A 13,209-nucleotide genomic window follows, 5' to 3' on the forward strand; every position below is an offset into this window, starting at 1 on the left:
GGGGGGAGGATTGGAGGGTGGAGCTGGTCATCACCGCCGACACGCACGTGCCGAAGCGGGCGCGGGACCTTCCGCCGGCGCTCTGGGCGGCGATCGACGCGGCCGACGTGGTGCTGCACGCGGGGGACTGGGTGGACGTGTCGCTGCTGGACGCGGTGGCGGCGCGGGCCCGCCGGCTGGTCGGCGTGTACGGCAACAACGACGGGCCACCGCTGCGTGCCCGGCTGCCCGAGGTGGCCCGGGCCGAGCTGGCCGGGCTGCGGGTGGCGGTGGTGCACGAGACCGGACCGAAGACCCGCCGGGAGGAGCGCTGCCTGACCGCCTTCCCCGACTGCGACCTGCTGGTCTTCGGGCACTCCCACATCCCGTGGGACAGCACCGCCCCGAACGGCCTGCGCCTGCTCAACCCCGGCTCACCCACCGACCGGCGGGCCCAGCCGTACGCCACATACCTGACCGCGCGGGTGGCGGCGGGACGGCTCGACCGGGTGGAGCTGCACCGCCTGCCGCCGCGCTGACTTCCGCCCGGTCCGGTGCCGAGGCGTCGCGGCTCCGCTCGCCCGCTCGGTCGAGCAGCTGCATCACCGGGGTGGCCGCGATGCCGTGCACCACCACCGAGACGACCACCACCAGGCCGACCGTTGCCCAGAGCAGCTCGGCCTGAGGGAAGTCGGTCTTGCTGGTCGCGTACGCCAGGTAGTAGAACGAGCCGACGCCGCGGATGCCGAACAGGGAGATCACCCAGTGCTCGGCCGGGCGGCCGGGGACACCGCGCAGCGACAGCCACCCGGACAGCGGCCGGATCACGAAGACCAGAGCCAGCCCGACCAGGGCCGCCGGCCAGGTCAGCGGGGCGAGCAGGCCGCCGACCACCGCCCCACCGAACAGCAGCAGCAACAGCACAGTCAGCAGGCGCTCGACCTGCTCGGCGAAGTCGTGCAGCACGGAGTGGAACTCATGGGTCCGCTCGGCGGCCCGGATCGCCCGGGCGGCCACGAAGACGGCCAGGAAGCCGTACCCGCCGGCCACCTCCACCAGCCCGTACGCCAGGAAGGTCGCGGCCAGCGCGAGGAAGCCCTCGGCGTGCCGGGCCGGCCGCAGGTTGCTCGGCGCCCGGAAGAAGAGCTTGCCGAGCAACCAGCCGATCAGCAGCCCGCCGCCCACCCCGACGGCGATCTGGTAGAGCACGTGCACGGTGAACCAGCGGGCCAGCCAGTCCGCCGAGGCGAGGCTGGTGGTGGCGATGGCGATGGCCGCGTACACGAAGGGGAAGGCCAGGCCGTCGTTCAGCCCGGCCTCGGAGGTGAGGGCGAAGCGGACCTCGTCCTCGGAGTCCTCCACGTCGGTCGGCTCGCCCACCTGCACGTCGGAGGCGAGCACCGGGTCGGTCGGGGCGAGCGCGGCACCCAGCAACAGCGCCGCCGCCGGCACCAGGCCCGCCCACCACCAGCCGAGCAGCGCCACCGCCCCGATGCACAGCGGCATGGCGATCGCCAGCAGTCGCCAGGTCGACGCCCAGCGGACCCGGCTCAGCGGCCGGTCGATCTTCAGCCCGGCGCCCATCAGCGCGACGATCACGCCGATCTCGGTGAGGTGGGTGGTGACTTCCGGCCAGCGCAGCGGGTCCGGCGTCGGCAGCCCGGTGGGCAGCAGGAACACCAGCATGCCGAGCCCGAGGAAGGCGATCGGCATCGACAGCGGCCGGCGCTCCAGCAGCCGCGGCAGCACCCCGGCCAGCAGCGCACCGGCGCCCAGCAGCGCGATAGCGACATCCACCGGTTCCACCACCCTCCCGCCGCCCTGCGGCGGCCAGGTGGTCACCAGTGCCCCGGAATCCGGTCCGCTATGCCTCGGTGTCCGGCTTGTTCCGGATGCGACCCGGCACCGTGGCGCCGGCTCAGCCCAGGGCCGCGATGGCGCTCTCGTCGAGGGCGTCGAGCAGCGCCGCCGGATCGTCGTACACCACCCGCTCGGCGGCCAGCCCGGACTGGTCCAGCGCGGCGACCAGGATGTCCGGGGCCGGCTTGCTCTCCTGCGCGTCGGCCGAGGAGGTGACGGTGTCGATCACGTCGTCCGCGCCGAGCGTGGCCCGCAGCGCGGCCACCTCGTGCTCGGCCGCCGAGGTGGCCAGCACCACCCGCAGCCCCCGCGCCGCGCAGGCGCGCAGCAGGTCCACCGCCCGCGGCAGCGGCGTCAGTCGCTCCCAGTACTCGGCGTACATGGTGTCGTGCCCGTCGCGCAGCGCCGCCGCCGACGCGCTGGTCAGCCGGCGGGGATGAGGATCTCGAACCAGACGGTCGAACCGCGCACCGTGGGGTCGGTGCCCCAGGCGTCGCTCAGCTCCTCGATCAGCCCCAGGCCGCGCCCGCGGCTGCTCAGGGTGTCCGTCTGTGCCCGGGTCACCTGGCCCCGGGTGCCGGAGTCGGCGACCGAGACCAGCAGCCGCTCCGCGCTCAGGTCGATCTCCACCCGGGCGGCGGTCCGGGCGTGCAGCAGCGCGTTGGTGGTCAGCTCGCTGGTGCACAGCACGGCGGCGCCGATCACCCCCTCGGGCACCTGCCACAGGGTGAGCTGCGCGGTCATCCAGTGCCGTACCCGGCTCGGCGCGGTCGGCTCGGCCGGGACCTCCATGCTGGCCGACCGGCTCGGCCTGAGCGCGTGCTCCACCGCCAGCACCGCCACGTCGTCCTCGGTCGTCCCCGGCACGGCGGCGGTGGCCACCGCGCAGAGCGCCCGGGGATCACCGCTGCCCGCCGCGGTCACCGCCGCGCCCAGCCCGGCCAGGCCCGCCGACAGGTCCTGCCAGCGCCGCTCCACCACCCCGTCGCTGTACAGCAGCAGCGTGTCGCCGGGGCGGAAGGGCACGGTTACGGTCCGCGGGTGGCAGCCGAGGCCCAGCGGCGGGCCGGGCGGCACCTCGACGTACTCGGCGGCGGGCTCGCCCTCGACCGGGCCGCGCCGGATCAGCGGCGCGGGGTGGCCGGCGCTGGCCAGGATGATCCGCTCCTGGTCGGCCTCGATCACCCCGAACACCACGGTGACGAAGAGTTCCTGGGTGCCGCCCTCGATGCCCAGGCTCCCGACCAGCCGGTCCAGGCCGGCGAGCACCGCGTCCGGCCGGGGATCGGTGAGCGCGAGCGCGCGCAGCGCCGCCCGCACCTGACCCATCCGGGCGGCTGCCTGGACATCGTGCCCGGCCACGTCGCCGAGGACGACGCCGAGCGCGCCGGTGGGCAGCACGAACGCGTCGTAGAAGTCGCCGCCGGCGGCGTTGCCGTCCACGCCCGGGTCGTACCGGGCGGCGATGCGCAGCCGGGGCAGGTCGGGCAGCTGCTCGGGGAGCATGCTGCGCTGCAGCAGTTGGGCGGTGCCGTGCTGGGTCTCGAAGCGGCGGGCCCGTTCGGCGGCCTGACCGACCAGCTCCGCCGAGGCGGCGAGCAGCGCGCGCTCCGCCGGGGACCAGGGGTGCGGGGACTGGTAGCCGACGGTCAACGCGCCCCGGATCACGCTCGAGCGCAGCGGTAGGGAGGCGAGCGCCCGGACCTTCTGGTCGTGCCGATCCGCCGCGGTGTCACGCAGCGGCTGCCCGTCGACGGTGAAGGATGGCACGCCGCTGCGGGCGGTCACCACGATCGGCGGTGGCTCGTCGGCCGGCTGCCGACGCCACAGCGGCGGCAGCCGCTCGTCGGCCTCGTCGAGCAGCTCACCGCGGATCCGGCGGACCATCCGCCAGGCCGACCCCTCGTCGACCAGTAGGGAGACCCGGTCGGCGTTGAAGGAGTTGAGGCAGTAGCGCAGGGTGATCCTGGCGACGTCGTCCAGGGTGAGCGTGCCGGAGAGCGCCGCGGCGAAGTCGCTCAGGCTCTGCAACTGCTGGGTGACCTGGACGGTCTGCGCGGTCACGGTGAGCACGCCGACGATCTGACCGGCGCTGTCCCGGACCGGAGAGTAGCCGCGGGTGAACACCGCGGGGTCGGCAACGCCGGCCTGGTGCCGGTCGATCGGCAGGACCGACTCGCGGTCCAGGAAGGGCTCGCCCCGCTGGTACGCCCGCTCGATCACCTCCCCGGCGCCGGGTTCGTGCCAGACGTCGGCGAACACCTCCGTCGCCGGCCGCCCGAGCGCCGCCGGGTGCCGGGCGCCGATCAGCGAGGCGTACCCGTCGTTGTAGAGCAGGACCAGGTCGTCACCGTAGAGCAGCGCCATCGGTACGGGTGAGGCGAGCACCAGGTCGACCACGGCCCGGATGGCCGGATCCCAGCCCTCCGGCGCCCCCAGCGGTGTCGCGGCCCACGAATGGGCCAGCACGGCGGACGCGCCGGACGTGGTGGCGTCCGAGCCCATGGGCGCTCCCGAGACGGGGGCTGATGGCGTCGGGACCCGCCCGACCGTGCCTGGCATGACCGCAGCCTATCCGGAGCGTGGCGCGGAGGCTCCTGTCAGGCGTCGCGGCAGGCCCGCGAACGGGGAGGCCGGCACCGGTCCGGCCGGGCAGATCGGGAAATTCGTGATGGTCCGCCCGGCGTGTCACCAGGACGACCGGGTATCAGGCCGTCGCAGTGCAGGCAACGGGACTGCGCCGGCCGTCCGGGGCAGAAGGGGACCACGTGAACCGGCGCGGCCGACCCCGCGGAGAAACGGAATTGGGAGAGCAGGTGGACGGACCGGACGAGGCGCACCGGCGGCCGGCGGGCGTGAGTGACGCCACCGTCGAGGCGCTCGGCAAGCTCAGCGAGGCCCTGGAGACGGTGGAACGCGCCCGCGGGCACCTCTATTCGATGCACCAGTTGATCGGCCACGCCGACCTGATGCTCGACGACGCGGTGGAACTGTTCCGGTCCGCGGGCCAGCACGAGATCGCCGATCGGGTCGGCCGGGACCTGCTCGGCCGCAACGTGATCTCCGGACGGTGGACCTTCCAGATCGTCGAGGACTTCGACGACGGGTACTACGCGCTCTTCCGCGAGGTGGACCGACAAGCCCGCGACGCACTGGTCGGCGGGCGGCGCCATCTCTACGAGGCGGAGATGAAGGAACGCCGACGCAGCCGGGGACGGCCAGGGCACGAGGCACGCCCCGGCACTGGCGGCTAGTCCGCGGACGGACCCTCTGCCGGCCGGCGTCGCGTCGCATCGTCGGCGATGATCACTATCGCCACCATGAGGGCCACGATGAGGCTGAAGAGCCAGGAGCCGTCGGAGACCAGCTTGGCGGCGACCGGCGCCTGGATGGCGGCGAGCAGGAAGCCCAGCCAAGCCAGGCGGCGCTGACGTGGGGTGAGGAAGCCGGAGCCCTGTTGCATCCCGAAAGTGTTACGCGGAGCCGCGGCGTGGCCGCCCCCGTTCGGCCGATTCTGGCTGGGCTGTCCGTTTTCCCGGCCGCGCGTATCGCGCTTCCTGCCGTTTCGGCTGATCCACGGACGGGCTGGCCCGATCGGTGGGCGTTCCGGGCGCCGCCCGGCGCCCGGAACGCCCTGGCTCATGCGTCGGGGCCGGTCCGGCCGGTGGACGACGGCCGGTACGCCCGGTCCGCGTCGGTCATCTCCCGCCGCTCGGCCTCCGGGCCGGCGCCGCGGTCCACCGGCTCGGGCCCGTGGCCGAACGCGGCCTCCTCGCCGGCGTCGTTGCCGGTGACGTCGTCGGCCTGCCCGTCGACGGTGGACCGGGCGAGTGCCCGGTCCAGCTCGTGCAGGGGAGTGCGGGTCTCGTCGCGCCACACGTGCCTGTCGTTGTCGGTCATTCCCCAGCGGTACCCGGGCGCGGTGACCGCAAACGGCCGCGGGCGCTCGCGCCGACCGGGCACGGCGACGGCCGCCGGATCACCGGCGGCCGTCGGAGCTGTCGTTGCACGGGGGTCGGCGACGTCAGGGGGTCGGCCGCTCGACCATGCCCCGCCAGGCACCGGTCTCCTGGCCGCGTCGCTCGATGAACTGCTTGAACCGCTCCAGGTCGCCCCTGGCCCGGCGGTCCACCATGCCGAGCTTGTCGCCGGCCTGCTCGACCATGCCGTGCGGTTCGAACTCCATCTGCAGGGTGACCCGGGTGTGCCCCTCGTCGAGGCGGTGGAAGGTCACCACACCGGCCTGCCGGGTGCCCTCGGTGGCCCGCCAGGCCACCCGTTCGTCCGGTAGCTGCTCGGTGATCTCGGCGTCGAACTCGCGCTTCACGCCGGCGATCTCGACCGTCCAGTGGGTCATCGTGTCGGAGAGCTGCCGAACCTCCTGGACGCCCTCCATGAAGTGGGGAAACTCCTCGAACTGCGTCCACTGGTCGTATGCGGTGCGGATCGGGACGTCAACCTCGACGTGTTCCATAACGCCGCTCATCGCAGGATCCTCCTGTTCCGCTGGTGTCCATTTCGGATCGTGACCGATCCGCTCACCAGCGCGTCGTCTCGTTCTTGTGCCCGAGTGCGGCCCACACCTCGGAAACCGTCTGGTAGCGGGTGCCGTCGGGCAGGCGTTCCAGCGCGTCGACGATGTCGGCCGGCGCCTGGTTCTCCCGCGCGTTGGCCACCAGGGCGTCGCGGTCCCCGGGTAGGGCCGTCATGGTGATGAACCGGCCGAGGCGGCTGCGGGCCTCGACATCGTCCATGCTCATGCCCTGCGGGTTGCCGCCGCGGCTCGCGCCGGCCGTCACCGTCTTCGGCTCCGGCTGGTCCTCGCCCGCGGGCTCCGGCTGGCGAGACTCGTCGACACGGGAGCCCGCAGCGCCCGGCCCCTGCAGGAGGCCGCTGACGTCCTGGACCATGTTGTCGTCGACCCTGGGCGAGTGCTTGCTGCTGCCTCGTTCCATGCGAACAGACATGCCCGACGGGACCGCCGGTAAACCGGGGGCGGCCGGCCGAGCCGGTCATCCGGTCACGAATCGGCCGGCGCACGAGGCGGCAGCACCTCCTGGCCCGGGTCGGTCGCGCCGGCCTGCAGCACCCGGCCGCGCTGGACTTCGGCGTTGACCTGTACGCCCAGCATGAGCGCACAGTTGGACAGGTAGAGCCAGACCAGGAAGGCGATGACCGCGCCGAGACTGCCGTACGTCACGTCGTACGACCCGAAGTTGGCGACGTAGAGGCCGAAGCCGGCGGAGGCGACCACCCAGGCCAGCAGGGCGAGGGCGCCGCCCGGGGTGAGCCAGCGGAACCGGGGCTGCCGGACGTTCGGGGCGATCCAGAACAGCAGCGACAACAGCATCATCGCCACCAGGGCGAGCACCGGCCACTTCGCCACCGTCCACACCGTGCGCGCCAACCCGCCGGCGTGCAACCGGTCACCGATCGCGTCGGTGACCGGGCCGCTGACGATCAGCCCGGTGGCGACCGCGGCGAGCAGCACCAGCGACACCGCGGCCAGGCCGATCTGCAGCGGGCGCAGCCGGTAGAACGGTCGCCCCTCCTCGACCCCGTAAATGGCGTTGGACGCCCGGGTGAACGCGCCGATGAACCCGGACGCCGACCAGAGCGCGCCGAGCAGGCCGAAGCTGAGCAGCACCTTCGCCGACCCCTGCTGCTCCACCACCCCGCGGACGACGCCGACGAACCCGTCGTTGCCGACCACCGAACCGGCCCCGATCTCCCGGGCCAGGTCGATCACGGTGTCAACGGTCCGTTCACCGTCGGAGACCAGCCCGACCAGGGCCACCACCACGACGATGGCGGGGAAGAGCGCCAGCACTCCGTAGTAGGTCAGGGCCGCGGCCCAGTCCGCGCAGTTGTCCTTGACGAAGTTCCGCCCGCCCCGGGCCAGCACCCCACGCCAGGTGGCCCAGCTCAGCTGGCGCATCCGTCGGGGGATCCCGGCCCGCTGCCGGCCGGTGACCGCCGGCTCCGTCGTCGCCGCCATGATCGCTCCCTCCGGCGCGCCTCTCGCGTGGCCCGGCGGTACCCCGTGGCGAAAATCGACAAACCGGGTGCCGGTTTGTCGCCGGGGGCGTGCGGGAACGGTCATGGGAACGCATCGAGACGGAGGAGGACGAGATGCCCGGGCGCGAGGTACTGCCCAGCACGCTGCGGCGCTCCCCGGACAAGGCACAGCGGACCTGGGAGAAGACGCACGACTCGGCCGTGGAGACGTACGGCGAGGGGGAGCGGGCGCACCGCACCGCATTCGCCGCGGTGAAGCACAAATTCGAGAAGGTCGGCGACCACTGGGAGCCGAAGGGCCGTACGGGCCCGAGCGACCAGCAGGCCGCCGGTGGTGGCCCGGCCCGGCGGGCGCCCACCGCCGTCGGGGTGGACGCCAACGCGCCCAAGGAGCACCTGATGCAGGTCGCCAAGAAGCTGGAGGTGCCCGGCCGGTCCCGGATGACCAAGCCGGAACTGGTCAAGGCGATCCAGAAGGCGAACGACAAGGCGACCCGCGAGGCGCGCGGCGGCCGGTGAGCCGCCGCCCCCGCCGCCGGGCGGTGGTCACCAGTGGCCGCCGCCCGGCGCCTCAATGTGCACGGCCTTCACCGCGCTGAACTCGTCGAGCAGCTCGGGGCCGTACCCGAAGCCCTGGCCGCTGCCGCGCCGCGGCTGCGCGGCGCCGCCCGGCGCGCCCCCGAAGACCGCGTTGACCTTGACCGTGCCCACCGGCAGTTCCCGCCAGGCCCGGTGGGCGTGGCTCATCGAGCCGGTCAGCACGGTGGCGGCCAGCCCGTACGGGGAATCGGCCGCGCACCGCAGCCCCTCGCTGAACGAGTCGACCACGATCACCGGGGCGACCGGGCCGAACGTCTCCTCGCGGACCAGGGCCATCTCGTGCCGGCAGTCGGCGACCACGGTCGCCGGGTAGAACGCGCCCGGCCCGTCCGGGATCTCCCCGCCGGTGCGTACCCGCGCCCCCTCGGCCACCGCCGCGGTGACCTGCCCGTGCACGTGGTCCCGGTGCCGGCGGTCGACCAGCGGCCCGAGCTGGGTGTCGGGATCCCGGCCCGGGCCCAGCTTGAGCGCCGCGGCCCGCTCGACCAGCGCGTCGACGAAGTCCTCCGCCACGTCCCGGTGCACGTAGATCCGCTCCACCGCGACGCAGATCTGTCCGGCGTTGGCGAAGCAGCCGAGCGCGGCCTGCTCCGCCGCCCAGATCGGGTCGACGTCGGCGTCGATCACCAGCGGGTCACTGCCGCCGTTCTCCAGCAGCACCTTGGCACCGGTGCGGGCGCCTGCGGCGGCGATCGTCCGGCCGGTGGCGGTGGAGCCGACGTGGGCGACCACGTCGACGTCCTGCCCCGCCAGCGCCGCGCCCACCTCGCCCCCGCCGGTCAGCAGCGACAGCACGCCGGCCGGCAGCGCGGAGTCCAAGGCCTTCGCCAGCAACCAGCCGGTGGCCGGGGTGCGCTCGCTCGGCTTGTAGAGCGTCACGTTTCCGGTGACCAGCGCCGCGCCGAGCAGCCCGCAGGAGACCGCCACCGGGTCGTTCCACGGGGTGATCGCGGCGACCACGCCACGCGGCTCGGGGGCCATGAAGTCGAGCGCGGCATGGCTGCCGTGCAGCGTCCGCCCGCCGCGCACCGGGCCCAGCTCCGCGTACTGCCGGAGGGTGCTGATGCCGGCGGCGACGCCGCCGCGCGCGTCGTCCAGCGGCTTGCCCATCTCCGCCGTGGTGGCCCGGGCCAGCTCGTCGGCGACGGCGGCCACCGCGTCCGCCGCGCGGTGCAGGGCCCCCGCCCGCTCCGCCGGAGCGGTCGCCGCCCACTCCGCCGCCGCGCCCCGGGCGGCCTCGACCGCCTTGGCCACCTCGTCCGCCGTGGCCACCGGCGCCGTGGTCACCGGAGAGCCGTCGGACGGATCATGTACGACCTGCTCGCCTCCCGCGCCGCCGGCACCCCACACTCCACCTATGAGCTGTGCAACCGTGTACATGCGCCGGTGGATGCCCCGGTCCGGCCAAGGCAAACGCGTTTCGCCCGGTAACCCGCCGGGTAGGCGGATCGGATGAGCCCCACCGGCACGGCGGACGCCGTCGTCATCGGCGCCGGCCACAACGGGCTGGTGGCCGCGAACCTGCTGGCCGACGCGGGCTGGGAGGTGCTGGTACTGGAGGCCACCCAGGTCCCCGGCGGGGCGATCCGCTCGGCCGAGGTGACCGCCCCGGGCTACCTCAGTGACCTCTACAGCTCCTTCTACCCCCTCGGGTACGCCTCGCCGGTGCTGCGCGGCCTCGGCCTCGACCGCTACGGGCTGGCCTGGACACACGCCCCGGACGTGCTCGCCCACCTGTTCCCCGACGGACGGGCCGCCGTGATCAACCGGGACCCGGACGCCACCGCGGCCTCGCTGGAGGCGTTCGCCCCGGGCGACGGGGACAGCTGGCGGCTTGCGTACGCCGAATGGTGCCGGGTGGCCGAGCCGATGCTCGACGCCATCACCACCCCGTTCCCGCCGGTCCGCAGCGGGCTGAGCCTGCTTCGCCGGCTGCGCGTGTCCGGCGCGCTGCGGCTGGGCCGGCGCTTGGTGGTGCCGGTGCGCAAGCTCGGCGACGAGCTGTTCGACGGTGAGGGCGGCCCCGCGCTGCTCGCCGGCTGTGCGCTGCACACCGACCTGTCCCCGGAGGAGGCTGGCTCCGGGGTGTACGGCTGGCTGCTCACCATGCTCGGCCAGCAGGTCGGCTGGCCGGTGCCGGTCGGCGGTGCCCAGAAGATCACCGACGCGCTGGTGGCCCGGCTGGTCGAGCGGGGCGGCCGGATCGACTACGGTGCCCGGGTCGACCGGGTGCTCACCGCCCGCGGCCGGGCGATGGGCGTGCGCACCGCCGGCGGCGCCACCTGGCGGGCCCGGCGGGCGGTGCTGGCGGACGTGCCCGCCCCGGCGCTCTACCTGGACCTGATCGGCGCTGCCGCGCTGCCGCCGCGGCTGGTCGAGGATCTGACCCATTTCCGGTGGGACGGCTCCACGCTGAAGGTGGACTGGGCGCTGTCCGCGCCGGTGCCGTGGAAGAACCCGACCGTGGCGGGGGCCGGCACCGTGCATCTCGGCGCCGACCTGAACGGCCTCACCACGTACTCGGCGGCACTGGCCCGGCAGCAGGTGCCCCGGGACCCGTTCCTGCTGGTAGGGCAGATGTCGGTGGCCGACCCGAGCCACTCTCCGGCCGGCACCGAGTCGCTCTGGTCGTACACCCACCTGCCGTTCCGCCGGCACTGGCGAGCCGAGGAGATCGCCGCCCACCTGGAGCGGATGGAGGACGTGCTGGAGGACGCGGCCCCCGGCTTCCGCTCGCTGATCGTCGGGCGGCACGTGGCCGGCCCGGCCGACCTGGAGGCCGGTGACCCGAGCCTGGTGGGCGGTGCGATCGGCGGTGGCACCGCAGCGGCGTACCAGCAGCTCTTCCTGCGGCCGATCCCCGGCCTCGGACGGGCGGACACCCCGGTGGACCGGCTCTTCCTGGCCAGTTCGTCAGCGCACCCGGGCGGCGGGGTGCACGGCGCACCCGGCGCGAACGCCGCGCGGGCCGCCATCGCCCGGGACCGCACGCTCACCGGTGGCCTGTACGCGCGCACGATCGACGCCGCGCACCGTGCGGTCTACCGCTGATCCGCGTCGCGTTCGGTGGCGCTGGCGGTGGCGAACCGGTGCACTCGTGGGTACGCCGGCGGGTGCTGACGCTGCGTGGTCCATGCCAGCCGCCCGCACCTCGGTCTGCGGAGCCTCTGCTCTGCAGCCATATGCGCAGCGGTCGCGGTGGGTGTATGGCGCGAACTCGTTCGGTGGAGGGGGCGACTTCTTCGCCGGCAGGTCACGGCGGTGATGCGGTGATGGCTGCAGAGCAAAGCGGGCGACAGGCATCGCCAACCGGCCAGGAAAAACTCACGCTGCGTCAGGATGACGCAGCGTGAGTGGGTGCCTCCTCAGCGCTCCAGGTTGCGGTGCCGGGTCCGCAGCTTGAACGGCATCAGCGCACTCTCGATCTTGGTGGCGGTGGTCATCTTCGAGTCGCCGTCCCGGCGCTCCTCGAAGCGGATCGGCACCTCCAGGATCGTGTGCCCCAGCTTGGTGGCGAGATAGTGCATCTCCACCTGGAAGCTGTAGCCGTTGGACTGCACGCGGTCCAGCCCGATGTCGCGCAGCGCGTCGGCCTGCCAGATCTTGAAACCGGCGGTCAGGTCCCGGATTCGCACCCGCAGCAGGGTGTGCACGTAGAGGTTGGCCCACCCGCTGAGCGCGCGCCGGTAGAGCGGCCAGTTCTCGTCCAGCTCGCCGCCTGGCACGTACCGGGAGCCGATGACCACGCTGGCCTGCGTGGCGAGCAGCGCGCCGAGCATGCCGGGCAGCGCCTCCGGCGGGTGCGACAGGTCCGCGTCCATCTGCGCGACGAAATCGGCGCCGTCGTCGAGCGCCCGCCCGATCCCGTCCACGTACGCCCGGCCGAGCCCCTCCTTGCCCGGGCGGTGCGCCACGAGTACCCGGTCCGGGTGCTCGATGGCCAGCTTGTCGGCCACCTCGCCGGTCCCGTCCGGGGAGTTGTCGTCCGCCACGAGCACCTTCAGCCCGGGCAGCGGCAGGCCGAGGAGCCGCTCGACCAGCACCGGGAGGTTGCCCGCCTCGTTGTAGGTCGGGACGACGACGGTCAGGCGTGCGTCGCGCCACGGAGAGGGCAACTGCACGGGTTCGATCATCTGAGACATCCTCGGTCGGCCGACAGGTTTCACCTGAGAGGGTAGCTAGTCGTCGTCGTCAGTTCCGCACAGACGTCCGCCCGGAGGATTCCGAGCCGGCGTGTCACTGGTTCTTCGGCCGGCGGGTGGCGATGTCGGAGAGCCGGTTCAACGTCTCCTTGTTACGCAGGTGCAGCACAAGGTCGTTGAGCTTGTTACAGATCCGGTGCAGCGGCCCGGCGACGAAGTCCTCGCCCATCCGGACCCGGGTCCGCCCGCCGTCGAGCGGATCCAGGATGAAGGAGACGATCGCCTCGCCCGCCGGCCAGATTCGCGCCCGCAACACCAGCCGGTGCGGCGCCGCGCAGGCCAGCACCGTGGAGGCGTCCTGCAGCGACAGCGGCCAGGGGCCGACCCGGTGGTGCAGGCGGCTGCCCACCTGCGGCCAGCTGTCGTCCACGCCGCGCACGTGCGCTGTGCCGACCACCCAGTCGCCGTACGTCCACCCGTCGGCGAGCACGTCGAAGACCTGCTGTGGGGGTGCCTCGATCACCTTTTCCACGATCGCCACCCGAACGCCATACCCTCGCCACATCCGCCGCTAACGACGGCGGGGTTAGCTTCTCGGGGGCGGCGGGTA

At 73.6% G+C, this 13,209-nt stretch carries 15 protein-coding genes; 4 read left to right on the forward strand and 11 right to left on the reverse strand.

What is annotated here, in order from left to right; translation table 11 throughout:
- Nucleotides 1-17 precede the first annotated feature (17 nt).
- A complete protein-coding gene (locus ACNAVT_RS24875; RefSeq protein WP_416299606.1) occupies nucleotides 18-518 on the forward strand; it encodes a metallophosphoesterase family protein in 501 nt (166 codons plus the stop codon).
- Here the strand turns inward: ACNAVT_RS24875 and ACNAVT_RS24880 are convergent.
- From ACNAVT_RS24880 to ACNAVT_RS24890, 3 genes are all read right to left on the reverse strand, one after another.
- A complete protein-coding gene (locus ACNAVT_RS24880; protein ID WP_416299692.1) occupies nucleotides 403-1,785 on the reverse strand; it encodes a cation:proton antiporter in 1,383 nt (460 codons plus the stop codon). The genes ACNAVT_RS24875 and ACNAVT_RS24880 overlap by 116 nt on opposite strands.
- A gap of 112 nt (nucleotides 1,786-1,897) precedes the next feature.
- The gene (locus ACNAVT_RS24885; RefSeq protein WP_416299694.1) at nucleotides 1,898-2,329 is read right to left on the reverse strand and encodes an HAD family hydrolase; all 432 of its coding nucleotides are present in this window, start codon (nucleotides 2,327-2,329) and stop codon (nucleotides 1,898-1,900) included.
- A complete protein-coding gene (locus ACNAVT_RS24890; RefSeq protein ID WP_416299608.1) occupies nucleotides 2,263-4,401 on the reverse strand; it encodes an ATP-binding SpoIIE family protein phosphatase in 2,139 nt (712 codons plus the stop codon). The genes ACNAVT_RS24885 and ACNAVT_RS24890 overlap by 67 nt, the downstream gene beginning before the upstream one ends.
- A gap of 242 nt (nucleotides 4,402-4,643) precedes the next feature.
- On the opposite strand from ACNAVT_RS24890, the gene ACNAVT_RS24895 reads away from it, so the two are divergent.
- Nucleotides 4,644-5,093 carry a hypothetical protein gene (locus ACNAVT_RS24895; protein ID WP_416299610.1) on the forward strand — a complete coding sequence of 150 codons (450 nt, stop codon included), beginning with the start codon at nucleotides 4,644-4,646 and terminating at the stop codon, nucleotides 5,091-5,093.
- On the opposite strand, the gene ACNAVT_RS24900 is transcribed toward ACNAVT_RS24895, so the two are convergent.
- From ACNAVT_RS24900 to ACNAVT_RS24920, 5 genes are all read right to left on the reverse strand, one after another.
- Nucleotides 5,090-5,302, reverse strand: a complete 213-nt coding sequence (locus ACNAVT_RS24900; RefSeq protein ID WP_416299611.1) for a hypothetical protein — start codon at nucleotides 5,300-5,302, stop codon at nucleotides 5,090-5,092. The genes ACNAVT_RS24895 and ACNAVT_RS24900 overlap by 4 nt on opposite strands.
- Before the next feature lie 176 nt (nucleotides 5,303-5,478).
- On the reverse strand, nucleotides 5,479-5,739 hold the full coding sequence (locus tag ACNAVT_RS24905; protein ID WP_416299612.1) for a hypothetical protein: 261 nt from the start codon (nucleotides 5,737-5,739) through the stop codon (nucleotides 5,479-5,481).
- A gap of 124 nt (nucleotides 5,740-5,863) precedes the next feature.
- Nucleotides 5,864-6,325, reverse strand: a complete 462-nt coding sequence (locus ACNAVT_RS24910) for an SRPBCC family protein (RefSeq protein ID WP_416299614.1) — start codon at nucleotides 6,323-6,325, stop codon at nucleotides 5,864-5,866.
- 52 nt (nucleotides 6,326-6,377) lie between these two features.
- Nucleotides 6,378-6,794, reverse strand: coding sequence for a DUF2795 domain-containing protein (locus tag ACNAVT_RS24915; protein WP_416299616.1), 417 nt, complete (start codon nucleotides 6,792-6,794; stop codon nucleotides 6,378-6,380).
- Between the two features lie 65 nt (nucleotides 6,795-6,859).
- Complete coding sequence (locus ACNAVT_RS24920; protein WP_416299618.1) at nucleotides 6,860-7,837, reverse strand: YihY/virulence factor BrkB family protein; 978 nt, start codon at nucleotides 7,835-7,837, stop codon at nucleotides 6,860-6,862.
- 134 nt (nucleotides 7,838-7,971) lie between these two features.
- Here ACNAVT_RS24920 and ACNAVT_RS24925 point away from each other — a divergent pair, with 134 nt between their 5' ends.
- The gene (locus tag ACNAVT_RS24925; RefSeq protein WP_416299620.1) at nucleotides 7,972-8,376 is read left to right on the forward strand and encodes a ChaB family protein; all 405 of its coding nucleotides are present in this window, start codon (nucleotides 7,972-7,974) and stop codon (nucleotides 8,374-8,376) included.
- A 27-nt stretch (nucleotides 8,377-8,403) separates the two neighbouring features.
- On the opposite strand, the gene ACNAVT_RS24930 is transcribed toward ACNAVT_RS24925, so the two are convergent.
- Nucleotides 8,404-9,837, reverse strand: a complete 1,434-nt coding sequence (locus ACNAVT_RS24930) for an aldehyde dehydrogenase family protein (RefSeq protein ID WP_416299622.1) — start codon at nucleotides 9,835-9,837, stop codon at nucleotides 8,404-8,406.
- A 72-nt stretch (nucleotides 9,838-9,909) separates the two neighbouring features.
- Here ACNAVT_RS24930 and ACNAVT_RS24935 point away from each other — a divergent pair, with 72 nt between their 5' ends.
- Nucleotides 9,910-11,508 carry a phytoene desaturase family protein gene (locus tag ACNAVT_RS24935; protein ID WP_416299624.1) on the forward strand — a complete coding sequence of 533 codons (1,599 nt, stop codon included), beginning with the start codon at nucleotides 9,910-9,912 and terminating at the stop codon, nucleotides 11,506-11,508.
- A gap of 314 nt (nucleotides 11,509-11,822) precedes the next feature.
- Here ACNAVT_RS24935 and ACNAVT_RS24940 read toward each other — a convergent pair whose 3' ends face one another.
- Nucleotides 11,823-12,590, reverse strand: a complete 768-nt coding sequence (locus ACNAVT_RS24940) for a polyprenol monophosphomannose synthase (protein WP_416299626.1) — start codon at nucleotides 12,588-12,590, stop codon at nucleotides 11,823-11,825.
- Nucleotides 12,591-12,693: 103 nt separating this feature from the next.
- The gene (locus ACNAVT_RS24945; protein WP_416299628.1) at nucleotides 12,694-13,140 is read right to left on the reverse strand and encodes an SRPBCC family protein; all 447 of its coding nucleotides are present in this window, start codon (nucleotides 13,138-13,140) and stop codon (nucleotides 12,694-12,696) included.
- Between the last annotated feature and the right edge of the window lie 69 nt (nucleotides 13,141-13,209).

This window comes from Micromonospora sp. SL4-19, assembly GCF_047921475.1.
Taxonomy (GTDB): Bacteria; Actinomycetota; Actinomycetes; order Mycobacteriales; family Micromonosporaceae; genus Micromonospora.

Bases quoted from the DNA above. Each gene is read 5' to 3' on its own strand.
- ACNAVT_RS24890 (WP_416299608.1), bottom strand. From the start codon at position 4,401: ATGCCAGGCACGGTCGGGCGGGTCCCGACGCCATCAGCCCCCGTCTCG.
- ACNAVT_RS24900 (WP_416299611.1), bottom strand. From the start codon at position 5,302: ATGCAACAGGGCTCCGGCTTCCTCACCCCACGTCAGCGCCGCCTGGCT.
- ACNAVT_RS24905 (WP_416299612.1), bottom strand. From the start codon at position 5,739: ATGACCGACAACGACAGGCACGTGTGGCGCGACGAGACCCGCACTCCC.
- ACNAVT_RS24910 (WP_416299614.1), bottom strand. From the start codon at position 6,325: ATGAGCGGCGTTATGGAACACGTCGAGGTTGACGTCCCGATCCGCACC.
- ACNAVT_RS24915 (WP_416299616.1), bottom strand. From the start codon at position 6,794: ATGGAACGAGGCAGCAGCAAGCACTCGCCCAGGGTCGACGACAACATG.
- ACNAVT_RS24920 (WP_416299618.1), bottom strand. From the start codon at position 7,837: ATGGCGGCGACGACGGAGCCGGCGGTCACCGGCCGGCAGCGGGCCGGG.
- ACNAVT_RS24925 (WP_416299620.1), top strand. From the start codon at position 7,972: ATGCCCGGGCGCGAGGTACTGCCCAGCACGCTGCGGCGCTCCCCGGAC.
- ACNAVT_RS24930 (WP_416299622.1), bottom strand. From the start codon at position 9,837: ATGTACACGGTTGCACAGCTCATAGGTGGAGTGTGGGGTGCCGGCGGC.
- ACNAVT_RS24935 (WP_416299624.1), top strand. From the start codon at position 9,910: ATGAGCCCCACCGGCACGGCGGACGCCGTCGTCATCGGCGCCGGCCAC.
- ACNAVT_RS24940 (WP_416299626.1), bottom strand. From the start codon at position 12,590: ATGATCGAACCCGTGCAGTTGCCCTCTCCGTGGCGCGACGCACGCCTG.